We start from the raw sequence: 25,580 nt of genomic DNA, 5'->3' as shown, positions 1-25,580 counted from the left end.
CCACTTTTCCCGTCAATCTGTTCGACCGCATCGCGGCGCGCTATGCATCCACCAGCGCCATTGCCTCCTCCACATCCACCGCCACGAGGCGCGAACACCCTGGCTCATGCATGGTGACACCCATCAATTGGTCGGCCATTTCCATGGCGATCTTGTTGTGGGTGATGTAGATGAACTGCACGGTTTGCGACATCTCCTTGACCAGCCGGGCATAGCGGCCCACGTTGGCGTCGTCCAGCGGTGCGTCGACTTCGTCGAGCATGCAGAACGGCGCCGGGTTGAGTTTGAAAATGGCGAAAACAAGTGCCAGTGCGGTCAAGGCTTTTTCGCCACCGGACAGCAAATGGATCGTGCTGTTCTTCTTGCCCGGAGGACGCGCCATGATTGTCACCCCTGTATCGAGTAAATCTTCGCCCGTCAGTTCCAAGTAAGCGCTACCGCCACCGAAAACTTTTGGAAAAAGTGCCTGAATTCCGCTGTTTATCTGATCAAAGGTCTCCTTGAAGCGATTGCGGGTTTCCTTGTCGATCTTGCGAATCACGTTTTCCAGGGTGTCCAGCGCCTCCACCAGATCGGCGTCCTGCGCGTCCAGATAGCGCTTGCGCTCGGACTGCTGCTGATACTCGTCGATGGCCGCCAGGTTGATCGCACCCAGGCGCTGAATGCGTGCCGCGATGCGCTCCAGCTCTTCCTCGGCCTCTTTCTCGTTGGCTTGGGGCGTCAATGTCGCCAGTACCCCATTTAGATCGTAGCCGTCTTCGTGCAATTGCTCCTGCAAGGTCTTGCGCCGAACGCTGAGCGATTGCCATTCCAGACGTTGCTGTTCGAGCTGGCCGCGCAGCAGCTGCGATTGCTGCTCGGCCTGGATGCGCCGCTTCTCGGCTTCGCGCAACTGGCGGTCGGCGTCTTCCAGCGCGTTTTTAGCGGTACGCATTTCGTCGTCGACGGCCATGCGTTTTTCCAGCAATTCTTCGAGCTTCATGCGCAGCTCTTCCAGCGGCGCAGCGCCTTCCTCCAGGCCCAGATCCAATTGCTCGCGCTTCTCGGTCAGGCGCTCGGACTGCAACTCCAGACGCTCCAGCGCCTGGCGGGTCGAGTCGTGCTGGGCACGCAGCGAGCTCAACCGCACGGCCAGCTGGTTGGCGTGATCCTTGTGCTGACGCGCCTCCTGACGCACCCGGTCCAGCCGCTCGCGCAGGCTGTCGCGCTGGGCCAGCAGCAATTCCCGCTGCTCGGTGTCCAGCGCCATGCTGTCCAAGGCATCCTGCAAGTGCAGGCGTGATTCGCCAAGGCTTTCGTGCTCGATCGCGCGCTGCTCGCCAAGCTCGATCAGCTCTTCGTCCAGGCGCGTGCGACGCAGGGTCAGTTGCTCGACCTTGGCCTTGGCCGCCGACAGCTGCGCCTTGAGTTCACTCTGCTGACGGGCTTCGTCCTGCAGACGACGGCGCAATTGCTCGCGCTGGTCTTCCTGCACACGCTGCTGCTCGCGCTGGGTGAGCAGCTGCTCATCGAGTGCGGCGAGGGTCGCTTCGCGCTCCTGGCGTTCGGCTTCCAGGCGCTGCAGTTCCTGACCACGGGCCAGCACCCCGCTTTCGGCTTCGCTGGCGCGACGCACACGCAAGAAGTCCCGCCCGACCCAATAGCCATCGCGGCTGATCAGGCTCTGCCCGGCGCCCAGTTGCGCGCGCAGCGACAAGGCATCGTCGAGGGTTTCCACCGGTTTGACCTGCCCCAGCCAACCGGCCAGGTCGACAGCGGTTTCGACCTTGTCCAGCAGACTACCGGGGATGCGCGTGACGTCGGCGCAAGGTGTCACCAGACGCAAATCGCCCTGACTGAAACCGGCCAGATCGAGCCCTGCAAGGTCGTCCACCAGCACCGCATGCAGATCGGCGCCCAGCACGGTTTCTACCGCCAGCTCCCAACCGGCTTCGACGCGCAGGCCTTCAGCCAGCCGCGGACGCTCGTTCAATTGTTGATCGCGCAGCCATTCGGCGGTGCCGGTGCCGGGATCAAGTGCCGCCTGCTGCAAGGCTTCCAGCGAGGCAAGGCGCCCGTTGAGGCGTTGCAGATCGCCCTGGGCCTGCTGCTGGGCCTGTGTGGCCTGCTGCAACGCCACGCGCAGCTGCTCCAGGCCCTCGATCAGTTGCTGTTCTTCGGCGGCCAGTTCCTCAAGGGTCATCTCGCGGGCGGCGAGGTCTTCGCTCAATTCAACAATGGCCGCGTCTTCAGGGTCAGCCGCCAGCAGCTGGCGTTCTTCGCCCAGACGCCGCTGGCGCTCGGCCAGACGCTCCAGGCCGGTCTCCAGCTGCTGGATGCGCGACTGCTGAACTTCGGCCTGACGCCGCGGCTCGGCGGAGGTGAGGTTGAAGGCGTCCCACTTTTCCTGCCAGCCATGCATCGAGGACTCGGCCTCCTCCAGCGACGCCGCAGATTCTTCGGCCGCAGCGAGGGTCATCTCCTGCTCCGGCTCGATCATTTGCAGTTCCTCGCCCAGAGTCGCCAGCAACGTGCGGTCGTGGCCCAGGTGCGATTCGGTTTCCTGCCGCGCGCGTTCGGCCTCGCGTAGATCATCCTGCAGCTGACGCAAGCGTTGCTGACCGTGCTGAATGCTCTGCTCGACCCGGGCGATGTCGCCGCCCACCGAATAGAAGCGCCCCTGGACCAGATTGAAGCGCTCGGACAGATCGTGATGCCCGTCGCGCAAACGCTCGATGGCGGCGTCGGCGCTGCGTTGCTCGGCGACCAGTGCTTCGAAGCCGACTTCCTGATTGCCGATGACCGACTCGCGCTGGCTGACCTGTTCATTCAATGCCTGCCAGCGCAAGGCCGACAGCTGCGCCTTGAGCTGACGCTCCTCGGCTTTGTATTCCTGATACTTCTCGGCGGCCTGGGCCTGACGGTGCAGACGCTCCAGCTGGCGCTCCAGCTCTTCGCGCAGGTCGGTCAGGCGAGCGAGGTTTTCATGGGTGCGGCGAATGCGGTTTTCGGTTTCCCGACGGCGCTCCTTGTACTTGGAGATGCCGGCGGCTTCCTCGATGAAATTGCGCAGATCCTCAGGCTTGGCCTCGATCAGCTTGGAGATCATGCCCTGCTCGATGATCGAATAGCTGCGCGGCCCCAGGCCAGTGCCGAGGAAGATGTCGGTGATGTCGCGACGCCGGCACTTGGTGCCGTTCAGGTAATAGGTGTTCTGGCTGTCACGGGTGACCTTGCGCCGAATGGAGATTTCCGCGTAGCTGGCGTATTCCCCGACCAGGGTCGCGTCGGAGTTGTCGAACACCAGTTCGATGCTCGCCTGGCTCACCGGTTTGCGGCTGGTAGAGCCGTTGAAGATGACGTCGGTCATCGACTCGCCACGCAGGTTCTTGGCCGAGCTTTCGCCCATGACCCAGCGCACCGCGTCGATGATGTTGGATTTTCCGCATCCATTGGGACCGACCACGGCCGCCATGTTGCTGGGGAAGTTCACCGTCGTCGGATCGACGAACGACTTGAAGCCCGCCAGCCTGATGCATTTGAGGCGCATGGATCAGCTGGACGCCAAGGCAGACAGAACCGACTGACAGCTGCGCTCGGCGTAGCGCGTGAGCACGTCGCGAATATGCGTCAGATCGCGGGCGATCACCGCCTCGAGCAACTGGCCGAACAGCGTCAGGTATTCGCTCATCTCGGCCTGGCGTTGCTCCAGGGCCAGATAGTAGAAGCGACTCATGGACGGCTGTAGGTTCTCGACGGTCTCTTCCAGATAGGGATTGTTGGCGAACGGGTAAGCCGCGCGCATCACGTTGAAGCTGTCCTCGACAAAGCTTTTCACATCCTGGCGCTCGCAACTGGCAATCAGACGCTGCTGGATCTGCAGGAATGGCGCCAGCTCCAGTTCCTGCTTCCAGCTCTTGGCCACGGCCAGCCCCAGCAGGATGTACAGCTCGCTCATCAAGGCACACAGGCTCTGGATGTTGTGCGGGGTCAGCACCGACACCTGGGCGCCACGGCGCGGCAAGATGACGATCAGGTGACGGCGCTCGAGGATCAACAGCGCCTCGCGCACCGATCCACGGCTGACGTTGAGCGCGGCCGTGACCTTCTGCTCCTGAATCCGCTCCCCTGGCTTGAGCTCGCCGCGAATGATCCGCTCGGCGAGGTGATGAGCGATTTGCTCAGCGAGGCTGTCCGGTGCCTTGAACGTCATTTCTTTCCTTTAAATCAGTAGCTGCACACAAGCGGCGAAGTGTATCGCACTGGATACCCGTGGCGCAGGGCCATATGTGTGGAACTGGCACGAAATAAGCAAATCTTTGAGCCTTGCCAGTGTGCTTCATTGCAAGGTCATGCCGCCGTTAATCGGCTGGACGGGAGAAAACGTATTTTCCTGACTTAAAGGTCAGATTTTAATTGACCCAATAGTCAGAACTGATAGATTCATCGACATGTTCGATTACAAACTTTCTATTACAAGAAAAACGAGGCACACCCGTGATCCAGTTTTTACTGAACCAAGAGCTAAAAACCGAGCACGCTCTGGACCCCAACATGACGGTGCTCAATTACCTGCGTGAGCATGTGCACAAATCCGGCACCAAGGAAGGCTGCGCCAGTGGCGACTGCGGCGCCTGCACCGTGGTGGTGGGCGAGCTGAACACCGATGCCGATGGCCAGGAGCACCTGAGCTATCGCAGTCTGAACTCATGCCTGACATTCGTAGCATCGCTGCACGGCAAGCAGTTGATCAGCGTCGAGGACCTCAAGCACCAAGGCCAGCTGCACAGCGTGCAAAAGGCCATGGTCGACTGCCATGGCTCACAGTGTGGTTTCTGCACCCCAGGCTTCGTCATGTCGCTGTTCGCGTTGCAGAAGAACAGCGATCAAGCCGCCCCGCCCCAGCAAAAGCATGCCCAGGCCCATGAGGCCCTGGCCGGCAACCTTTGCCGTTGCACCGGTTATCGGCCGATCCTGGCGGCTGCCGAGCAATGCTGCAGCCAGCCCCAGCCCGATCAGTTCGACAGTCACAAGGCCCAGACCATCGCCCGCCTGAAGGCCATCGCACCGAGCGAAACCGCCGAGCTGAACAGCGGTGACAAGCGCTGCCTGGTGCCCATGACCGTGGCCGACCTGGCCGACCTTTACGATGCCTACCCACAGGCGCGGCTGCTGGCCGGTGGCACCGATCTGGCGCTGGAGGTCACTCAGTTTCACCGTCCATTGCCGGTGATGATCTACGTCGGCAACGTCGCGGCCATGAAGAAGATCGAGTACTTCGACGACCGTATCGAAATCGGCGCCGCCACAGCGCTGACCGATTGTTATGGCGCGCTGAGCAGCGAATACCCGGATTTCGGCGAGCTGTTGCACCGTTTTGCGTCACTGCAAATCCGTAACCAGGGCACCCTGGGCGGCAATATCGGCAACGCCTCACCGATCGGCGACTCACCTCCGCTGTTGATCGCCTTGGGTGCGAAGATCGTCCTGCGCAAAGGCGAGAACACCCGCACGCTGGCGCTGGAGGATTACTTCATCGATTACCGCGTGACCGCACGTCAGGAAAGCGAATTCATCGAGAAGATCATCGTGCCCAAGGCCAATACTCGACAGGCGTTCCGCGCCTACAAGGTCTCCAAGCGTCTGGACGACGACATCTCGGCGGTCTGCGCGGCATTTCGCGTACAGGTCGAAAACGGCGCCATTGTCGACGCCCGTGCCGCGTTTGGCGGCATGGCGGCTATCCCCAAACGTGCCGCTGCCTGCGAACAGGCGCTGATCGGTCAGCCCTGGACTTCAGCCACGGTCGAGCGCGCCTGCACGGCGCTGGAGCAGGACTTCACCCCGCTGTCGGATTTCCGCGCCAGCAAGGAATACCGTTTGCTCAGTGCGCAGAACCTGTTGCGCAAATACTTCATCGAGCTGCAAACGCCACACATCCAGACCCGGGTGACCGCATATGTCTAACCATCATCCAGTGAAGTCCCAGGAAGAACTGGCGGCCCTGTTTCAACAGGACCTGACCACCGGCGTCGGCCGCAGCGTCAAGCACGACAGCGCCGACAAGCATGTGTCCGGCGAGGCGATCTACATCGATGACCGGCTGGAGTTTCCCAACCAGCTGCATGTGTATGCGCGCATGTCCGACCGCGCCCACGCCCGCATCATCAGCGTCGACACCTCGCCGTGCTACGCCTTCGAAGGCGTGCGCATCGCCATTACCCATGAAGACATTCCGGGCCTCAAGGACATCGGTCCGCTGCTGCCGGGCGATCCGTTGCTGGCCATCGACAAGGTCGAATTCGTCGGCCAGCCGGTGCTTGCCGTGGCCGCGCGCGACCTGGAGACCGCACGCAAGGCGGCGATGGCGGCGATCATCGAATACGAAGACCTGGAGCCGGTGCTGGATGTGGTCCAGGCCTATCGCAACAAACACTTCGTGCTCGACAGCCACACCCACAAGCGCGGCGATTCAGCGACCGCGCTGGAGTCGGCGCCCAACCGCATCCAGGGCACGCTGCACATTGGCGGGCAGGAACACTTTTATCTGGAGACGCAGATTTCATCGGTCATGCCGACTGAAGACGGCGGCATGATCGTCTACTGCTCCACGCAGAACCCCACCGAAGTGCAGAAGCTGGTCGCCGAAGTGCTCGATGTGTCGATGAACAAGATCGTGGTCGACATGCGCCGCATGGGCGGTGGTTTCGGCGGCAAGGAAACCCAGGCGGCAAGTCCTGCGTGCCTGTGTGCAGTCGTGGCACGGCTCACCGGTCAGCCGACCAAGATGCGCCTGGCGCGGGTCGAAGACATGATGATGACCGGCAAGCGTCACCCCTTCTACGTCGAGTATGACGCAGGCTTCGATGACAACGGCCGCCTGCAGGGCATTGAGCTGGAACTGGCGGGTAACTGCGGTTGCTCGCCAGACTTGTCGGCGTCGATCGTCGACCGCGCCATGTTTCACGCCGACAACTCGTATTACCTGGGCGATGCGACCATCAATGGCCATCGCTGCAAGACCAACACCGCGTCGAACACCGCCTATCGCGGCTTTGGCGGCCCGCAAGGCATGGTCGCCATCGAAGAGGTGATGGATGCCATCGCCCGACATCTGGGCAAGGACCCGCTGGCGGTGCGCAAGGCCAACTACTACGGCAAGACCGAGCGCAACGTCACGCACTACTATCAAGAAGTCGAGCACAACATGCTCGAAGAAATGACCGCCGAGCTGGAAGAGAGCAGCCAGTACGCCGAGCGGCGCAAAGCGATCACCGCTTACAACGCCCACAGCCCGATCCTGAAAAAAGGCCTGGCGCTGACCCCGGTCAAGTTCGGGATTTCCTTCACCGCCAGCTTCCTCAACCAGGCCGGGGCATTGATCCACATCTACACCGACGGCAGCATTCATCTCAATCACGGCGGCACCGAAATGGGCCAGGGTCTGAACATCAAGGTCGCGCAGGTGGTGGCCGAGGTGTTCCAGGTGGATATCGATCGCGTGCAGATCACCGCGACCAACACCGACAAGGTGCCGAACACTTCGCCCACCGCAGCATCCAGCGGCGCGGACCTGAACGGCAAGGCCGCGCAGAACGCGGCCGAAACCATCAAGCAACGGCTGATCGAATTTGCCGCCAGGCACTATAAGTGTGAAGAGTCGCAGGTCGAGTTTCGCAATGGCCATGTGCGCGTCGGCGAGCAGGTGATCAGCTTCGACACCCTGGCGCAGCAGGCGTGGATGGGCCAGGTGTCGCTGTCGAGCACCGGCTACTACAAGACCCCGAAAATCTTCTACGACCGCAGCCAGGCACGCGGTCGACCGTTCTATTACTTTGCCTTCGGCGCGGCGTGCAGCGAAGTGATCGTCGACACCCTGACCGGCGAATACAAGATGCTGCGCACTGACATCCTGCACGACGTTGGTGCCTCGCTGAACCCGGCCATCGACATCGGCCAGGTCGAGGGTGGCTACATTCAGGGCATGGGCTGGCTGACCACCGAGGAACTGGTGTGGAACGCCAAGGGCAAGCTGATGACCAACGGCCCGGCCGGCTACAAGATTCCGGCGGTGGCGGACATGCCGGCGGACCTGCGGGTCAAGCTGGTGGAGAACCGCAAGAACCCTGAAGACACGGTGTTTCACTCCAAGGCCGTGGGTGAACCGCCGTTCATGCTGGGTATCGCCGCCTGGTGCGCGATCAAGGATGCGGTGGCGAGTCTGGGTGATTACCGGCACCAGCCGAACATCGATGCACCGGCCACGCCTGAGCGGGTGTTGTGGGGTTGCGAGCAGATGCGCAAGTTGAAAACGGCGAGTTCAGAAGCGGTTGGTGTTGCCCATGAGCTGAGCGTCTCGCCGGTTTGAACGCCAGCGTGTGGACTGACACCATCGCGAGCAAGCTCACTCCTACAGGTGGAGTGCGGTTGCTGGTAGGAGTGAGCTTGCTCGCGATGCGACCGGTACGGACACAGAAGATTTTTGATCCGCCGCACAGGTGATCAGGAGAAACACATGAACAACTGGATCAGCGCCCTCGCCGAACTGCAAACCCAGGGTCAAGCCTGCGTGCTGGTGACCATCATCGAGGAACGTGGCTCGACGCCGCGCAATGCCGGCTCGAAGATGGTGGTCAGTGCCGAGCGAATTTTCGACACCATCGGTGGCGGTCATCTGGAATACAAGGCCATGGAAATCGCCCGCCAAATGCTTGAAAGCGGCAGCCAGCAGACCCGCCTGGAGCGCTTCAGCCTCGGCGCCAGCCTGGGTCAGTGCTGCGGCGGGGTCAACGTACTGCTGTTCGAGCCCATGGGTCAACCGCAAGCGCAGATCGCCGTGTTTGGTGCCGGCCACGTGGGTCGCGCGTTGGTGCCACTGCTTGCCAGCCTGCCCTGCCGGGTGCGCTGGATCGACTCGCGGGGAGCGGAATTCCCTGCGCACCTGCCCAAAGGCGTGACGAAAATCGTCAATGACGAAGTCGTCGATGAGGTGGATAACCTGCCCGCCGGCAGTTATTGCATCGTCATGACCCACAACCATCAGCTGGACCTGGAGCTGACCGCAGCGATCCTCAAGCGCGGCGACTTTACTTACTTCGGCCTGATCGGTTCGAAAACCAAACGCGCCAAATTCGAACATCGCTTGCGTGATCGCGGCTTCGATGCGCCGCTGGTGCAACGCATGCGCTGCCCCATGGGCCTGAGCGAAGTCAAAGGCAAGCTACCGATCGAGATCGCCGTGTCGATTGCCGGCGAAGTGATCGCGACTTATAACGCCAGTTTTGGTGAGCAAACCGCCACCTCCGAACCCGTTGCCAAGCTGCTGCCGGTGTCGCGCCGCAGCCAGGCCCAATAAATCAAATAGAACGAATCCTGCACATGACCACTGAAAAGAAAGCCTACCGCGCCGCCATCGTCCATAGCATCGCCGACCCTGCCGAGGTCGCCGTCGAGGCGTCCTACGCGTATTTCGAGGACGGTCTGATGATCGTCGAGAACGGCAAGATCACCGCCGTCGGCCACGCCACGGATCTGCTGGGCAGCCTGGCCAGCGATGTCGAAGTGGTGACCTATCAGGACGCACTGATCACCGCCGGCTTCATCGACACCCACATCCATTTGCCGCAGACGGGCATGGTCGGGGCCTATGGCGAGCAGTTGCTGGACTGGCTCAACACCTACGTGTTCCCTTGCGAGAAGCAGTTCGCCGACCCTGCGCACTCGGCCGAAGTGGCTGACATCTTCCTCAAGGAACTGCTGCGCAACGGCACCACCACCGCACTGGTGTTCGGCAGCCGGCACAAGGAATCGGTCGAAGCGCTGTTCAGCGCCGCCGAGAAACTCAATCTGCGCATGATCGCCGGCAAGGTGATGATGGACCGCAATGCCCCGGATTATCTGGTGGACACCGCCGAGTCCAGCTACGTCGACAGCAAGGCGCTGATCGAGCGCTGGCACGGCAAGGGTCGCCTGCATTACGCAGTCACTCCGCGCTTTGCGCCAACCAGCACACCGCAGCAACTGGCCTTGGCTGGCCAACTGCTGAGCGAATACCCGGACCTGTACATGCAGACCCACATCAGCGAAAACCTGAAGGAAGTCGAGTGGGTCAAGGCGCTGTTCCCGGAACGCAAGAACTACCTGGACGTCTACGACCACTTCAAGCTGCTGGGCGAGCGCTCGGTGTTCGCTCACGGCGTGCATCTGTGCGATGAGCAATGTGAGCGCCTGGCGCAAACCGGGTCGGCCATCGCCTTCTGCCCGACCTCCAACCTGTTCCTGGGCAGCGGGCTGTTCAACCTGCCGATGGCCGAGCGACACAAGGTCAATGTGGGTCTTGGCACCGACATTGGCGCTGGCACCAGCTTCTCGATTCTGCAGACGCTGAACGAGGCGTACAAGGTGATGCAACTGCAAGGCGCCAGACTCAGCCCGTTCAAGTCGCTGTACCTGGCGACTTTGGGTGGTGCACGGGCACTGCGCCTGGAAGAGAAGATCGGCAACCTGGATGAAGGCACCGAGGCGGACTTCGTGGTCCTGGACTTCAACGCCACGCCGCTGCTGTCCTACCGCATGAAACAGGCGACCGGCATCGAGGAGCAGCTGTTCGTGCTGATGACGCTGGGCGATGATCGCACGGTCAGCGAGACGTATTCGGCAGGGGTTTTGGTGCACAAGCGCTGAAGCATCCGTGCGGCGTCTCGGGTGATACGCCGCACGCTGGATGACGCCTGCCTGCTTCTGGCCGCAGGCCGTGGGAGCGTGGCTTGTCCCGCGATCTGCCGGGCACCGGCAGTGGAGTCAGCTGACACTGTGCCTCAGACACACCGCATGATGATCGTTCCCACGCTCTGCGTGGGAATGCCTCCCGGGACGCTCCGCGTCCAAAGCCGCCGCAGAGCGTCGAGAAAGGCGTGCCCATGCGGAGCGTGGGAACGATCAAACAAATGGGTTGGCTGACCGACCTGCCATCGCGAGCAAGCTCACTCCTACAGGTTGCAGGTCGTACCACAATCAAACCGAAGTACTGCGCCCCGCCTTCTTCTTGGGCAGCATCAGGTGTGAGAACACGGCGTGCAGATCATCCGAGGCGCTGTCTTCGTCGAGGTTGAGCTTGCTGTCGATGTGATCCATGTGATGCATCATCAGACTGACTGCCAGCGTCGCATCGCGTGCTTCGATGGCGTCGATCAGCTGGGTGTGCTCATCGTATGAACAGTGCGAGCGGTTGCCGCTTTCGTACTGGGCGATGATCAACGAAGTCTGCGACACCAGGCTGCGCTGGAAGCTGATCAACGGCGCATTCCTTGCCGCTTCTGCCAGTTTCAGGTGGAACTCGCCGGACAGACGGATCCCCGCCCCACGGTCACCTCTGGAAAAACTGTCGCGCTCGTCGCTGACCATCTTGCGCAGCTCGTTGAGCTGTTCGGGGCTGGCGTGCTCGACGGCCAGTTCGGTGATGGCCTTCTCGACCATGCGCCGGGCAAAAAACACCTGCCGGGCTTCTTCAACGCTGGGGCTGGCCACCACGGCGCCACGATTGGGACGCAGCAAGACCACACCCTCGTGGGCCAGACGCGACAATGCGCGACGAATGATGGTGCGGCTGACCCCGAAGATCTCACCCAGGGCCTCCTCGCTCAGCTTGGTGCCGGGCGCCAGACGTTGTTCCAGGATCGCCTCGAAAATATGCGCGTAGACGATATCGTCCTGGGTTCCGCTGCGGCCAGCCTTGGCAATGCGCGGCTGTTTCTTGAGGGGTTGCAACTGATCGTTCATGGGCACTCGTGTGAACTGGATCCGGCGCAAGGGCCGTGACCGTGACTGCTGGTGACAAAAGCAATAGCAGATATCGCTGCAAAGTCACAGTAAAAGTAATGGCGCATTGTACACAGTGTGCAAAGTCTGAACAGATTCTTGCGCCATCCGGCGTTATGCACACAATCCTGAAAATACTCATGACAAATCAGAAAACATTATTTGCATTTTTTGTATACAAAAGCATAATTCGCTCGTGCTCGTTTCTGACCTTTCAGTCAACAAATCGGATTGCGGGTCGTCTCGCCTCACGGAGCAGTTACCGGCTCTGAAAAAAACAACAAAAACGTTCCGAGGAATTTCACTGTGGAAAGTCGCAAAACCGAAGCCACGCCGCTGGATGCCACTCCCGTCGAAGCCACCTACGTCAAAAGCATGCCGCCACGCGCCGGGCTGCTCGAGCGCATCTTCAAGTTGAGCCTGCATGGCACAACCGTCAAAACCGAGCTGCTGGCGGGCCTGACGACCTTCATCACCATGGCCTACATCATTTTCGTCAACCCCAACATCATGGCCGATGCCGGCATCGATCATGGCGCCGCCTTCGTCGCCACCTGCATCGCCGCGGCATTGGGTTGCCTGCTGATGGGCCTGTACGCCAACTGGCCCGTGGGCCTGGCGCCGGGCATGGGGCTGAACGCGTTCTTCACTTACACCGTGGTCGGCACCATGGGCTACAGCTGGCAAACGGCGCTGGGGGCGGTGTTCATCTCGGGCGTGATTTTCATGTTCCTGACCCTCTCGCGCATTCGTGAATGGCTGCTCAACAGCATTCCCGTGAGCCTGCGCTACGCGATGGGCGCCGGCGTCGGCTTGTTCCTCGGGCTGATCGGTCTGAAGACCGCTGGCATCGTGGTCGACAGCCCGGCGACGCTGATCAAGCTCGGCTCGTTGCGCGAGCCGGGTCCACTGCTGGCGGCCATCTGCTTTCTGATGATTGCCGTGCTCAGCTACCACCGGGTGTTCGGCGCCATCCTGATCAGCATCATCACCGTGACGCTGGCCGGTTGGGGCCTGGGCCTGGTGCACTACGACGGTATTTTCTCCATGCCGCCGAGCCTGGCGCCGACCTGGATGGCGATGGACATCGCCGGCGTGTTCAACGTCAGCATGATCAGCGTGGTGCTGGCCTTCCTCTTCGTGCACATGTTCGATACCGCCGGCACGCTGATGGGCGTGGCGCAGCGCGCAGGCCTGGTGAATGAAGACGGTCGCATCGAAAACCTGTCCCGCGCCCTGAAGGCCGACAGCGCGTCGAGCGTGTTTGGCGCGATGGTCGGTGTACCGCCTGTGACCAGTTACGTGGAAAGCGCCTCGGGCGTGGCCGCCGGCGGGCGGACCGGATTGACCGCCGTGACGGTTGGCGTGTTGTTCGTCGCGGCGATGTTCTTCGCGCCGTTGGCCGGCATGATCCCGGCGTATGCTACCGCCGGCGCGCTGATCTACGTGGCGATGCTGATGATGGGCGGCATGGCGCACATCGAATGGGACGAAGCCACCGACAGCATCCCGGCCATCGTCACTGCGATCATGATGCCGCTGACCTTCTCGGTCGCCGACGGCATTGCCTTGGGCTTCATCACTTACGTGGTGCTCAAGGCCGGTACCGGTCGGCACAGGGAGATTTCAGTGAGCCTGTGGGCGCTGTGTGCAATCTTCATCGCCAAGTTTGTGTTTCTTTAACGTGATCGCTGCCACTACGGCAGCGAAGTAAGGCCTGTAGGGTCTGGCAAAACCATAAGGAGAGGTATTGATGTCCCTGGAAACCTGGCTGCTGTTCAGCGGCGCTGCACTGGTGGTCATCCTGATCCCAGGCCCGTTGTCGCTGCTGATGATCGGCAACAGCCTCAACTACGGCCTGCTGCGCTCGTACCCGGCATTTCTCGGCGGGGTCTGCGCGTCGATCTGTCTGCTCAGCGCTTCGGCCCTGGGCCTGGGCGCGCTGCTGATGGCGTCGGAGCAAGTGTTCAGCGCACTGAAAATCGTCGGCGGGCTGTATCTGTTTTATCTGGCGTGGCAGAGCTGGAGGCAATCGCGCCAGCCCGCCAGCGCGGCCCAGGTCCCGGCGGCGCAGAGCAATCCGCGGTTTGCCTCGCTGTTCGGGCGTGCATTCGTGCTCGGCGCCAGCAACCCGAAGGACATCCTGTTCTTCGCCGCATTCCTGCCGCAATTTCTCAAGGCCGACCAGCCTTTTGTCGGCCAGCTGATCACCATGATCATCAGCTGGACCCTGCTCGATCTGGCCTGCAAGCTGTTTTACGGCTTGAGTGCCCAGGGCGCGGCCCGTTATCTGCGCAGCGGCAAGGGCCAGAGCTGGTTCAACCGGGTCAGCGCCGGGCTGTTCGGTGCAGCCGGCACAGCGGCTTTGCTCAGCCGCTGATCAGCGCATGGCCGCTGCCGAGCGTGACCGGCAGCGGCCTCGCCGCATCAGAAATCCCCCGCGATCCGCTGCACGAACACCTGCGTCTGAGGCTGAAGGTTACCGCTGGTCTTGATCCCCCCCACCAGCTTGATCAGGCGCCCTTGATCCCGCGCTTCGACCATGACCTTGAGCGCGTTTTCATCGGGACAGGCGAGCAGCCACTCGTCGATCCAGCGATTGGACAGGGTGACCGGGTCGTCGAGATTCTTCACCCGAAACTCGGTATGCGCTCCGGAAAAGAAACGCATCTTGAGCATGTACAGCTGCTCTTGGCCGGGTCGCCGGAACAGCAGGATCGAGCGCACCTGCAACACCGCATCCTGGGCCGAGACCAGGCTATAACCCGCTCGGCTGATCAATGCCGACATGAACTGGCGAACGCTGTTTTTCCCGGCGATCCCCAGATGGCTTCCTGATAGGGCAGTGTCCAGCAGCCGGCTCAGGGCGGGGTCGCCGGTGGTGAAATCCAGACGCTGGAATGGCTGCAGCGAAGGCCCGTAACTGAGCCTGATGCGCGGCGAAAAACTGCCGATGCCTGTCACCGTCGCCCCCTCGAGCATCAACAGCGGATCGTTCAGGTTGACCAGCGGCGCCAGCTGACCGTTCTGCCAGGCATTGAGCGTGGCTCTGAGGTTGATCAGCCGTGAGGCCGTCAGCCCTTCATGCGCGTGGTCGGCGCCGTGGAAGACCTTTTCCGCGAGGATCCGGTTGCTCACCGCAGTCATGCCCGGACGCGCCTGTTCGACAAGGTCTTGAAGCCTGCGCTTGAACAGAGGGCCATGCACCGTCCATTGACCATCCGTATGCGAGGCCATGATGGGTTGATCGAACGGGTTGCGGCGGATGCTTTGGTTAAGGCCGGAGAAACTGTCTTTGGTCATGCTCGGGTTTTTCAGGAAGACGATGCTCGGGTGCTGACTGGCGCCGCGTGGCAGCACGTCGTAGCGCGAGCCGTCCATCAGGATGAACTCGCCGCCCGGCTCGTCCGCCAGGCGGAAGATCGGCGGATGCATCTCGACCTGCTGCAACGCACCGGCGTTTTCGGGCAACGGTCGTGCCCAGCGCTTCCAGCTGTCGCCGGCATTGGCCGGGTGCGGTGCGCTGGCTGGCACATTGGCGGCGCCGGTTTCGGCCTCGGCGGAGCGCGCAGCTGAAGTGTCCGTCTCAGGCGGGTGTTTACGCTTGACCCCGCTGGGGCCGGGTTGAGGCGACGTGTCTGCGGTCGCTGGCGCGCGGCGGTAGGCTTGGGCCCAGTCGGGCACCGCCCGGTGCGTCTGGTAGTGCACGGCGATGTCCAACTCCATGCGCCGCTGGCGATCGGCCGGGAATTCAAATTGATCAAGCAAGCGTCGAGCATGGCGACGGTTGAATGCAGGGTCGGGATTGGCGTTGGCGATCAGTGACTCAGCGATGCTTGAGCCCCCGCCTCCCTTCAACCCGAGGTCGCTGTGATACACCCAGCTGCCGTGCTCGAAACGCACCGGCGGCTCGTAGCCATGGACGGCTGTTTTTCTCAGCCGCAGGGTCTGCTCGCCACTGCGCCGATAGACCGCGTATGCCTGCCCCTCGTGCTCGATCCACAGCTGCCCGTCCTTGAGCAGCGTGCCGATATCGCGGCCTGATTGCGGGCGTGCGCCGATCAACGAGGTGTTCGCTTGATAACCCTCGAACGCGTTAAGCACAGGCCTGCGGGCGACCGATGCCGCTGCGCGCAACGCGCTGCTGCCGCGCCCGGCCTTGGCCAGCAGGCAAATGGTCAACGCGCCGGGCACGATCGATAACGCCACGTCCAGCACACTCATGGCCACTGCACCCGAGGCCACAAGGCCCTCATCGGGCCGGCCAGCGCCGAACGCCTGCGCTGCTTCATGCCCGCTGTTCCAGCCATCCTGCACACTGATCAGCGTGCCGATGCCGGGCAGCACGCCGAGCATTGCCCTGAAATACATCAACAGCCCGTCGTTGCGCTGCCTGTTGCGCTCATCCCTGATGTCCGACGTACTCCGGGCGCCGACCTGGCTCATCCGCTGCAGGGACCGGGCACGCGCCTGCAGCTGCTGGGCGGCGAGTTGCAGATCGAGCGCCGGCACAAAGTCGATAAAACCCTCGAAGCCACGCAGCAGCGCCTGATTGATATAGCTGACGTGACGCGCCGTGTTCGCCACATCCAGCGTGCGCTCGGCCAGGTAATCGATCAATGCAGGGGTGCTGAGCAGTTGGTGGATCAGCCGTGAACGGGCAAGCGCCGGATCGCGGGCTTCGATGACCACCAGATCGGCCGGAGCGCCCGGCAGCCAGATCAGCGTGCGGCCGGTGCGTCGGTCACAGATCAGGCACAGGCCGCTGAGCGTATGGCAGTCCTGCTCGCCGCTGAGCGATACGCCCGGCTTGAATTGCAGCCAGTTCATTTGAAGACCGGCGGCGTCGGTTTCGGCCCGGGTCCGCGCCTGCGCCGCCAACCTGAGCATCTGCACGCCCTCCTCGCTCAACCGCTGACGAACCGATTCGCAGAAGGCCTGCAGCTGGATCTCGCGTTCGTAGGGTTCAAGCAGCAAGTCGGCGGCGCGCTGTTGTTCGGCCGTTTCCATAGGCGGTGGGGCAAACACTTCATTGAGCCGGTCGCGATAGGCCTGGGTCACGTTCAGCTGAGGTATCACAGCGTGCACCCAGGTTGCGCTCAGGCCTGCGACCGGCGGCCGGCTTTGCTCGATGTGGGCAAAGTCGAACCTGCGCGCCATCTGCTCGTCGTCCGCGTCGAAGTTGCGCCGGGCAAGTTCGGTCAGGCTCAATTGCTCGCGCTCAGTGCTGGCCACCCAAGGCGCCGAGTAGCTTCTCACCCGGCCGAACTGCGGGTCGATGTCGTAGTCGCGCCAGACGCTTTCAGGCAGATCGATGACGACGCTATCGGGATCGATATCGGCGCCCAGATCCGTGCTGATTCGCGCAGCCAGGCGTTCGTGAACAAAGTCTTCGAATGTCGCAAGCACTTGGTCCAGGTGCGCTTCAAGCCGGTTGGCGGCGCCATGGTAGGCGATCAGTTGCCGGGCGTATTCATCACGAACGTCCTGGTCTGCCGCGCTCAGCCACCGCGGCATCGGCAGGGCGATTTCCTGCAGGGCCGGGTCAGCCATCTGCTGCGTCGACAGCAGGTCGAGCGGGCGCAAAACATCTGTACTCATGGGTGTTCTCCGACACGGATTGGATAACGCCGGAGTGTCCACATCTTCAGCTTGCGGCCCTACATACATATGTATCGTCGACAGCCGGCCGAATCGAGGACGAAAAAAAGCCCGCAGTGTGGGGCGGGCAAGAGGAACAGGGGCAAAGCAATGAAGCGGATGAAACCGGTGGCCTAGCTACCGCGATAGGTCGAATAGCTGTACGGCGAAATCAGCAGCGGTACGTGGTAATGGTCCTGTCCGGCATCGATGCCGAAACGCAGCACCACCTCGTCGAGAAACGCCTGATCGCCCAGTTTCACGCCCTTGGTGCGGAAATAATCGCCAGCGTGAAACTGCAGTTGATAGACGCCCGAACGGTAATCGTCGCCTTGCAGCAGTGGCGCGTCACAGCGTCCGTCGCTGTTGGTCAGCGCCTCGGCGATTTTCTCCAGATGCTCGCCTTCGACCCGATACAGGGCAACCCGGATGGCGCTGCCGGGGCAGCCGTGCGCAGCGTCCAGCACGTGTGTGGTCAGTCGTCCCATGGCTTGTCAGTGCCTCACTTGATGGTTGGAAGTCGGGCAACGCACCCTTTTAGTGCCGCAAAAGCCGCTGCCAGGATGCGAGCGATGAACGATTAAGACACTTTTAACCGAGATTGTACACAATAAAAACGACTTTTCCGGAAGGCTTGTTTGCCCCTTGCCCCTAACCCCCGATTTAACAGGGATCTCGGAAAGTATTGGGGTTTATCCATCGATCCTGACCACTCAGGCAAGTTTCTTGCAGTGACGTACGGCAGGCAAAAAGCGAAAAAACAGGCTTACAAATCGTGAATAAAGTTGTATACAATCTACCCATCGCAGCGACGGTGCCGCAGATCCTGATCATCCCACGATGCACGATCGATGACGGCCCGCCACAGACAACACGTAGATAAGGAAGATTGCAGTGAGCGCCGACTATCCACGCGACCTGATCGGTTACGGCAGTAACCCGCCCCACCCACACTGGCCAGGCAATGCCCGGATCGCGCTGTCGTTCGTACTCAATTACGAGGAAGGCGGCGAGCGCAACATCCTGCACGGCGACAAGGAATCCGAAGCGTTCCTGTCCGAGATGGTCGCCGCCCAGCCGTTGCAAGGCCAGCGCAACATGAGCATGGAATCGCTCTATGAATACGGCAGCCGTGCCGGCGTGTGGCGCGTGCTCAAGCTGTTCAAGCAATTCGACATTCCACTGACCATCTTCGCCGTGGCCATGGCCGCCCAGCGTCACCCGGACGTGATCCGCGCAATGGTCGAGGCCGGTCACGAGATCTGCAGCCATGGCTACCGCTGGATCGACTACCAGAACATGGACGAGGCCCAGGAGCGCGAGCACATGCTCGAAGCGATCCGTATCCTCACCGAGCTCACCGGCGAGCGTCCGCTGGGCTGGTACACCGGTCGCACCGGCCCCAACACCCGGCGCCTGGTAATGGAAGAAGGCGGTTTCCTCTACGACTGCGACACCTATGACGACGACCTGCCGTACTGGGAGCCGAACAACACCACCGGCAAGCCGCACCTGGTCATTCCCTACACCCTGGACACCAACGACATGCGCTTCACCCAGGTGCAGGGTTTCAACAAGGGCGATGATTTCTTCGATTACCTCAAGGACGCTTTCGACGTGCTGTACGCCGAAGGCGCCGAAGCCCCGAAAATGCTTTCGATCGGCCTGCATTGCCGCCTGATCGGCCGCCCTGCGCGTCTGGCTTCGCTGCAGCGTTTTCTGGAATACGTCAAAGGCCATGAGCAGGTGTGGTTCGCCCGTCGCGTCGAGATTGCCCGTCACTGGCACGACGTACACCCGTTCAAAGGGGACGCCAAATGAGCCGTTTCCAGACCCTGACACCCTCCTCTCTTACCCGCGAAGCCTTCGTCGAAGCCTTCGCGGACATCTACGAGCATTCGCCCTGGGTCGCCGAAAAGGCATACGACCTGGGACAGGGAGCTGACCTCGACGACATCGAGACCCTGCATGCCCGTATGAGCGATATCCTGTTGAGCGCCGATCACGCCACGCAACTGGCACTGATCAACGCTCACCCGGATCTTGCCGGCAAAGCCGCCGTGCAAGGCCAACTGACCGAAGCCAGCACTCATGAACAGGCTGGCGCCGGTATCCACCAATGCACGGCTGAGGAGTTTTCACGCTTCACCGAGCTGAACGACGCCTACAAGGCCAAGTTCGCGTTCCCCTTCATCATGGCGGTAAAAGGCAGCAACCGGCATCAGATCCTCGCGGCATTCGAAACGCGCATTCACAACCCGGCAGACGCCGAGTTCGCCTGCGCGCTGGCCGAGATCAACAAGATCGCGATGTTCCGCTTGCAAACCCTTTGAGCCCTGACCATCCCCACGCCCTTAACTAAAGGCAGACAAAAAGAATGAAAGCTTACGCCGTACCCTTCGAAAAATTCGTCAACCTGGCCGATGCTCGTCTGGGCACCAGGATCCTCTCCGTCACCGATGACTGGTTCGCCGATGCCAACCGCCTGTTCCAGCCGACCCCGGCTGTGTGGAAAGAAGGCGTGTTCGACGACAACGGCAAATGGATGGACGGCTGGGAGTCGCGCCGCAAGCGCTTCGAAGGTTATGACAGCGCAGTGATCCGCCTGGGCGTGGCAGGCTCGATCAAGGGCGTGGACATCGACACCTCGTTCTTCACCGGCAACTACCCGCCGTCGGCATCGCTGCAAGCCTGCTTCCTGGCCTCGGGCGAGCCGGACGAAAACACTGTATGGACTGAAGTGTTGTCGGCCGTGGAGCTCAAGGGCGACAGCCATCACTACCACGAAATCAGCGACAGCAAGGCCTACAGCCACCTGCGCTTCAACATCTACCCGGACGGCGGCGTGGCCCGCTTGCGCGTGTACGGCGTGCCGCATCGTGACTGGTCGGCGGTGGGTGACAACGAACAGATCGACCTGGCCGCAGCCCTCAATGGCGGTCGCGCGCTGGCCTGCTCCGATGAGCATTTCGGGCGCATGAGCAACATCCTCAACCCCGGCCGTGGCGTGAACATGGGCGACGGCTGGGAAACCGCACGTCGCCGCACACCGGGCAATGACTGGGTGATCGTGGCGTTGGGTCATGCCGGCGAAGTGGAGCAGATCGTCGTCGACACCCTGCACTTCAAAGGCAACTACCCGGACAGCTGCTCGATCCAGGGCGCATTCGTCAAAGGCGGCACCGACAGCCAGATCGAAACCCAGAGCCTGTTCTGGCGCGAACTGCTGCCTAGCCAGAAACTGGAAATGCACGCCGAGCACAGCTTCGTCGAGCAGATCAAGGCGCTGGGCCCGATCACCCACATCCGCCTGAACGTGTTCCCCGATGGCGGTGTGAGCCGTCTGCGAGTGTTGGGCAAAGTGGCGAAATAAAGGGGGTGCCGTTCCCGCACGATGCAGGAACGGACAACACAAAAACCTGTAGGAGTGAGCTTGCTCGCGATAGCGTCTAATCAGCCATCACAGGCGTTTCAGACATATGGCAATCGCGAGCAAGCTCACTGCTACAGATGATTCGTCAATCAAGAGAACAGAAGAACCAGCATGCGCAAACTGATTATCGAACCGTTGACCAAAGAAGCCTTCGCCGCTTTCGGTGATGTCATCGAAACCGATGGCAGCGATCATTTCATGATCAACAACGGCTCGACCATGCGCTTCCATCGTCTGGCCGAGGTCGAAACGGCAGCGCCGGACGACAAGGCGATCATCAGTATTTTCCGCGCCGACACGCAGGACATGCCGTTGACCGTGAGCATGCTGGAGCGCCATCCGCTGGGCAGCCAGGCTTTCATTCCGCTGCTCGGCAACCCTTTTCTGGTCGTGGTCGCGCCATTTGGCGATGTACCTGAACCCGAGTTGACCCGCGCCTTCATCACCAATGGCAGGCAGGGTGTTAATTACCATCGCGGCGTCTGGCACCACCCGGTGCTGACGATCGAAAAGCGGGATGACTTCCTGGTGGTTGATCGCAGTGGCAGTGGCAATAACTGCGATGAGCATTTCTTCGAAGAGAGTCAGAAAATGATTCTCGATCCCCAACAATAAAGAGGGTCTGACTGCTCGTTAAGTAGCAGAAGACTAACGGTAAAGACTGTGGCAGCACATCTGATGGAATGGCTGAATCTGGGCGTGCGCTGGATTCACATGATCGTCGGGATCGCCTGGATCGGCGCATCCTTTTACTTCGTCTGGCTGGAGAACAATCTCAACCGTGCCAACCCTCGTGACGGCCTGTCTGGCGACTTGTGGGCGATTCACGGCGGCGGTATCTACCACCTGGAAAAATACAAGCTGGCCCCACCGACCATGCCGGACAACCTGCACTGGTTCAAATGGGAGGCCTACTGGACCTGGATGTCCGGCGTTGCGCTGTTGTGCATCGTGTTCTACTCCAACCCCACGCTTTACCTGCTGGCGCCCGGCAGCGGCCTGAGCGGCGCCGAAGGCATCGCCATCGGCATCGGCTCGCTGATTGCCAGCTGGTTCATCTACGACGTGCTCTGCGACTCGCCACTGGGCAAACGCCCCGGGCTGCTGGGTCTGGTGCTGTTCGTGCTGGTCATCGCCGCCTGCTACGGCTTCACCCAAGTGTTCAGCGGCCGCGGCGCCTACCTACACACCGGCGCGATCCTGGGCACGATCATGGTCGGCAACGTGTTCCGCATCATCATGCCGGCGCAGCGCGCGCTGGTCGCGGCCATCGCCGAGAACCGCACACCGGACCCGTCGTTGCCGGCCAAAGGTCTGCTGCGTTCGCGCCACAACAACTACTTCACCCTGCCGGTGCTGTTCATCATGATCAGCAACCACTTCCCGAGCACTTACGGCAGCCAGTACAACTGGTTGATCCTGGCCGGGATTGCGGTGTGTGCGGTGTTGGTTCGTCACTACTTCAACACCCGCCACAACAGCCACAAGTTCGCCTGGGCCTTGCCGGTCGGCGCACTGGGCATGATCTGCCTGGCCTATGTCACAGGCCCTGCGCAAATGCCACGTGGTCCGGAGGTGGCAAAAATCGAATATCAGCCGCTGCCGGCAACCGCCATTGGCGGTCATCGCGCCGACGAAGCGAAACCTGAAGTGCCACCCGCCCCTGCTGCAGCGCCCGCTCAGGCGAGCACCAATGGCGGCGCGGATTTCGACAAGGTTCACAGCGTGATCCAGGAGCGTTGCGCGGTCTGTCATTCGGCCAAGCCGACCAGCCCGCTGTTCAGCACCGCGCCCGCCGGGATCATGTTCGACACCCCGCAACAGATCCAGCAACTGGCGCCGCGCATTCAGGCCCAGGCCGTGACCGCGCAGATCATGCCGCTGGGCAATATCACCCAGATGACCCAGCAGGAACGTGATCTGTTGGGCCAGTGGATCGATAAGGGGGCGCAGACCAACTGATGTAATCGATCCCGCAGGAGTGAGCTTGCTCGCGATCTCGCGACAGCGGTGTGTCAATCGGCACCCAGGACATGGTCCAGATTGCTATCGCGAGCAAGCTCACTCCTGCAGGGGCTTGCGTTTAGCTGATGTAAAAGTTCCACCGCCCAGCCGCAACGGGCGTACTCAAAAATAAGAACAAATGAGGTGTTGCATGTCCGAGTCAACTCACGCGCGCATCCCTGCTGCGCCACCACGACAGCCCCTGCCACTGATGCAACTGCTTTTGGTGGGCCTGCAACACGTCCTGTTGATGTATGGGGGCGCCGTCGCGGTGCCGCTGATCATCGGCCAGGCCGCCGGCCTTTCTCGCGAAGAAATCGCTTTTCTGATCAACGCTGACCTGCTGGTCGCCGGCATCGCCACGGTGGTGCAGTCACTGGGCATCGGTCCGCTGGGCATTCGCATGCCGATCATGATGGGTGCCAGCTTTGCTGCAGTCGGCAGCATGGTGGCGATGGCCGGCATGCCTGGAGTGGGCCTGCCGGGGATCTTCGGCGCGACCATCGCCGCCGGGTTCTTCGGCATGCTGGTGGCCCCCTTCATGTCCAAGATCGTGCGCTTCTTCCCGCCGTTGGTGACCGGTACCGTCATCACTTCGATCGGCCTGTCGCTGTTTCCGGTGGCAGTGAACTGGGCCGGGGGCGGCAGCAAGGCGGTCAGCTTCGGTGACCCCGTGTACCTGGGCGTAGCCGCGCTGGTGCTGTTGACCATCCTGCTGATCAACCGCTTCATGCACGGCTTCTGGGTGAACATCTCGGTGCTGATCGGCATGGGACTGGGCTACATCCTTTCCGGCTTCATCGGCATGGTCGACCTCAGTGGCCTGGGCCAGGCCGACTGGATCAAGGTGGTCACGCCCCTGCACTTTGGCATGCCGCAATTCAGCCTCGCGCCGATCCTCTCGATGTGCCTGGTGGTGGTGATTATCTTCGTCGAGTCCACCGGGATGTTCCTGGCGCTGGGCAAGATCACCGACCGTGAAGTCACCCCGGGCATGCTGCGCCGCGGGCTGCTGTGCGATGCCGCCGCCTCGTTCCTGGCAGGTTTCCTCAACACCTTCACTCACTCCTCGTTCGCCCAGAACATCGGCCTGGTGCAGATGACCGGCGTGCGTTGCCGTTCGGTGACCATCGTCGCCGGCGGGTTTCTGATCCTGCTCAGTCTGCTGCCCAAGGCTGCCTACCTGGTCGCGTCTATTCCACCGGCGGTGCTGGGCGGCGCGGCGATTGCCATGTTCGGCATGGTGGCCGCTACCGGCATCAAGATCCTTCAGGAAGCTGACATCTCCGACCGGCGCAATCAGTTGCTGGTCGCGGTCAGTATCGGCATGGGCCTGATCCCGGTGGTGCGGCCGGAGTTCTTCAGCCAGCTGCCGCACTGGATGGGCCCGATCACCCACAGCGGCATTGCCATGGCGACCTTGAGTGCCGTGGCGTTGAACCTGCTGTTCAACGTCCTTGGCGGGGCCGAGCGTGCGGCCATGGCAGGGCCGCTGCACTCGCACTGAGTCCGGCGACGGTCGCTCTGCCCTGTTTTCGTCTGCAGTGCTCTTTCACAGAGCACTTGAGGACCGCTGCGCGAGTCAGTATCCTCCGCCGCCGCTCGGCGGCAGCCGAAAAAGCAGGGGTCAGACGGCCGTCGTAATATTCTGACTAAGCGGACAGCTTACTCGCCGGCCGCCGCATCATCGAAAGGCAACGAAAAACCCTCGAATCGACTGTTTTCACAACAGCCGGCGAGACTTTTCGTCTTTTTTTCAGAGTCTTGGCTCAGCTTTTGCTATCAACACAAAGCTGACCATTTGGACAACTTAGCCAGCAACACACAAGGCGCCGGAACAGAGCGCCAAACATCAGAAAACGACGATTTTCCACCCAAGGGAGTATTTGCATGAACCGTACACTTTCCAGCCTGATGGCCGCAGGCAGCCTGCTTGCCGCCACCCCGGCCATGTCGGGCGACCTGCTGCAATGGCAGAGCAACAGCCTGACGTATCTTTACGGCACCAATTTCGAAGTGAATCCGCAGACGCAACAGACCTTTACCTTCGAACACGCTGATGGCTGGAAGTACGGCGACAACTTTCTGTTTGTCGACAACATCTTCTATAACGGCAAGAAAGATGCTGGCGTGGGCAACAACACGCTTTACGGCGAGTTCTCCCCGCGTTTGTCGATGGGCAAGATCTTTGACCAGAAGTTTGAACTCGGACCGATCAAGGACGTACTGCTCGCCGGTACGTACGAGTTTGGTGAAGGCGATGTGGAGTCGTACCTGATCGGTCCGGGTTTTGACCTGAACATCCCAGGGTTCGATTACTTCCAGCTGAACTTCTATAAGCGCTACAACGACGGCCACCGTGCCGGCTACGGCGCCTGGCAGATCACGCCGGTATGGTCGTACACCATTCCCGTGGGCAAATCGGACATCCTGATCGACGGCTTCATGGACTGGGTAGTGGACAATAAACAGTCCAACACCAAAGGTGACTACCACTCCAACCTGCACTTCAACCCGCAGATCAAATATGACCTGGGTAAAGCATTGAACCTGCCGGACCGTCAACTGTACGTGGGTATCGAGTACGACTACTGGACCAACAAGTACGGCATCAATGACACCCGCTACTTCGACACTGACCAGAACACCGCGAGCCTGTTGGTCAAAGTGTTCTTCTGATGCGTTGGCGGCGCGGGTTGCCAATCGG

General features: G+C 61.3%; 18 protein-coding genes. 13 read left to right on the top strand and 5 right to left on the bottom strand.

What is annotated here, in order from left to right; translation table 11 throughout:
• Nucleotides 1-40 precede the first annotated feature (40 nt).
• Both smc and ACI2KS_RS07510 read right to left on the bottom strand, forming a co-directional pair.
• Nucleotides 41-3,529 (bottom strand): chromosome segregation protein SMC, encoded by a 3,489-nt coding sequence (gene smc / locus ACI2KS_RS07515; RefSeq protein WP_404618706.1) that lies wholly within the window; start codon nt 3,527-3,529, stop codon nt 41-43.
• 3 nt (nt 3,530-3,532) lie between these two features.
• Nucleotides 3,533-4,192, bottom strand: a complete 660-nt coding sequence (locus ACI2KS_RS07510) for a GntR family transcriptional regulator (protein ID WP_404618704.1) — start codon at nt 4,190-4,192, stop codon at nt 3,533-3,535.
• Nucleotides 4,193-4,476: 284 nt separating this feature from the next.
• Here ACI2KS_RS07510 and xdhA point away from each other — a divergent pair, with 284 nt between their 5' ends.
• The 4 genes from xdhA to guaD all read left to right on the top strand — a co-directional run bounded on the left by xdhA (nt 4,477) and on the right by guaD (nt 10,662).
• A complete protein-coding gene (gene xdhA, locus ACI2KS_RS07505) occupies nt 4,477-5,946 on the top strand; it encodes a xanthine dehydrogenase small subunit (protein WP_404618703.1) in 1,470 nt (489 codons plus the stop codon).
• Nucleotides 5,939-8,347 carry a xanthine dehydrogenase molybdopterin binding subunit gene (gene xdhB / locus ACI2KS_RS07500; RefSeq protein ID WP_404618701.1) on the top strand — a complete coding sequence of 803 codons (2,409 nt, stop codon included), beginning with the start codon at nt 5,939-5,941 and terminating at the stop codon, nt 8,345-8,347. The genes xdhA and xdhB overlap by 8 nt, the downstream gene beginning before the upstream one ends.
• 147 nt (nt 8,348-8,494) lie before the next feature.
• Nucleotides 8,495-9,334, top strand: a complete 840-nt coding sequence (xdhC, locus tag ACI2KS_RS07495) for a xanthine dehydrogenase accessory protein XdhC (protein ID WP_404618699.1) — start codon at nt 8,495-8,497, stop codon at nt 9,332-9,334.
• Between the two features lie 23 nt (nt 9,335-9,357).
• On the top strand, nt 9,358-10,662 hold the full coding sequence (gene guaD / locus ACI2KS_RS07490) for a guanine deaminase (RefSeq protein WP_404618698.1): 1,305 nt from the start codon (nt 9,358-9,360) through the stop codon (nt 10,660-10,662).
• Between the two features lie 330 nt (nt 10,663-10,992).
• Here guaD and ACI2KS_RS07485 read toward each other — a convergent pair whose 3' ends face one another.
• Nucleotides 10,993-11,757: a GntR family transcriptional regulator gene (locus tag ACI2KS_RS07485; protein ID WP_404618696.1), complete on the bottom strand. Its 765-nt coding sequence runs from the start codon at nt 11,755-11,757 to the stop codon at nt 10,993-10,995.
• A 414-nt stretch (nt 11,758-12,171) separates the two neighbouring features.
• Between ACI2KS_RS07485 and ACI2KS_RS07480 the strand changes: the two genes are divergently transcribed.
• Both ACI2KS_RS07480 and ACI2KS_RS07475 read left to right on the top strand, forming a co-directional pair.
• Nucleotides 12,172-13,479: an NCS2 family permease gene (locus tag ACI2KS_RS07480; protein WP_404619473.1), complete on the top strand. Its 1,308-nt coding sequence runs from the start codon at nt 12,172-12,174 to the stop codon at nt 13,477-13,479.
• A 70-nt stretch (nt 13,480-13,549) separates the two neighbouring features.
• Nucleotides 13,550-14,176 carry a LysE family translocator gene (locus ACI2KS_RS07475; protein ID WP_404618694.1) on the top strand — a complete coding sequence of 209 codons (627 nt, stop codon included), beginning with the start codon at nt 13,550-13,552 and terminating at the stop codon, nt 14,174-14,176.
• Between the two features lie 47 nt (nt 14,177-14,223).
• Here ACI2KS_RS07475 and ACI2KS_RS07470 read toward each other — a convergent pair whose 3' ends face one another.
• Together ACI2KS_RS07470 and uraH are read right to left on the bottom strand one after the other, a co-directional pair.
• Nucleotides 14,224-17,397: a dermonecrotic toxin domain-containing protein gene (locus ACI2KS_RS07470; RefSeq protein WP_404618692.1), complete on the bottom strand. Its 3,174-nt coding sequence runs from the start codon at nt 17,395-17,397 to the stop codon at nt 14,224-14,226.
• Nucleotides 17,398-17,570: 173 nt separating this feature from the next.
• Nucleotides 17,571-17,924: a hydroxyisourate hydrolase gene (gene uraH, locus ACI2KS_RS07465; RefSeq protein WP_404618690.1), complete on the bottom strand. Its 354-nt coding sequence runs from the start codon at nt 17,922-17,924 to the stop codon at nt 17,571-17,573.
• A gap of 406 nt (nt 17,925-18,330) precedes the next feature.
• On the opposite strand from uraH, the gene puuE reads away from it, so the two are divergent.
• The 7 genes from puuE (at nt 18,331) to ACI2KS_RS07430 (ending at nt 25,552) form a co-directional block, all read left to right on the top strand.
• Entirely contained in the window at nt 18,331-19,257 is a 927-nt protein-coding gene (gene puuE / locus ACI2KS_RS07460; protein ID WP_404618688.1) for an allantoinase PuuE, read from the top strand.
• A complete protein-coding gene (gene uraD, locus ACI2KS_RS07455) occupies nt 19,254-19,769 on the top strand; it encodes a 2-oxo-4-hydroxy-4-carboxy-5-ureidoimidazoline decarboxylase (RefSeq protein ID WP_404618686.1) in 516 nt (171 codons plus the stop codon). Before puuE ends, uraD begins: the two co-directional genes overlap by 4 nt.
• Nucleotides 19,770-19,813: 44 nt before the next feature.
• Nucleotides 19,814-20,809 (top strand): allantoicase, encoded by a 996-nt coding sequence (gene alc / locus ACI2KS_RS07450; RefSeq protein WP_404618684.1) that lies wholly within the window; start codon nt 19,814-19,816, stop codon nt 20,807-20,809.
• A gap of 171 nt (nt 20,810-20,980) precedes the next feature.
• Nucleotides 20,981-21,484 carry an ureidoglycolate lyase gene (locus ACI2KS_RS07445; protein WP_404618682.1) on the top strand — a complete coding sequence of 168 codons (504 nt, stop codon included), beginning with the start codon at nt 20,981-20,983 and terminating at the stop codon, nt 21,482-21,484.
• A 48-nt stretch (nt 21,485-21,532) separates the two neighbouring features.
• Nucleotides 21,533-22,831 carry a urate hydroxylase PuuD gene (locus tag ACI2KS_RS07440; RefSeq protein WP_404618680.1) on the top strand — a complete coding sequence of 433 codons (1,299 nt, stop codon included), beginning with the start codon at nt 21,533-21,535 and terminating at the stop codon, nt 22,829-22,831.
• 193 nt (nt 22,832-23,024) lie between these two features.
• A complete protein-coding gene (locus ACI2KS_RS07435; protein WP_404618678.1) occupies nt 23,025-24,380 on the top strand; it encodes a nucleobase:cation symporter-2 family protein in 1,356 nt (451 codons plus the stop codon).
• Nucleotides 24,381-24,763: 383 nt separating this feature from the next.
• Nucleotides 24,764-25,552 carry a hypothetical protein gene (locus ACI2KS_RS07430; protein ID WP_404618676.1) on the top strand — a complete coding sequence of 263 codons (789 nt, stop codon included), beginning with the start codon at nt 24,764-24,766 and terminating at the stop codon, nt 25,550-25,552.
• Nucleotides 25,553-25,580: the final 28 nt, after the last annotated feature.

This window comes from Pseudomonas sp. NPDC087358 (assembly GCF_044900785.1).
GTDB lineage: Bacteria > Pseudomonadota > Gammaproteobacteria > Pseudomonadales > Pseudomonadaceae > Aquipseudomonas.
Note: the sequence above shows the minus strand (reverse complement) of the source record. Positions and strands in the feature narration are given on the sequence as shown.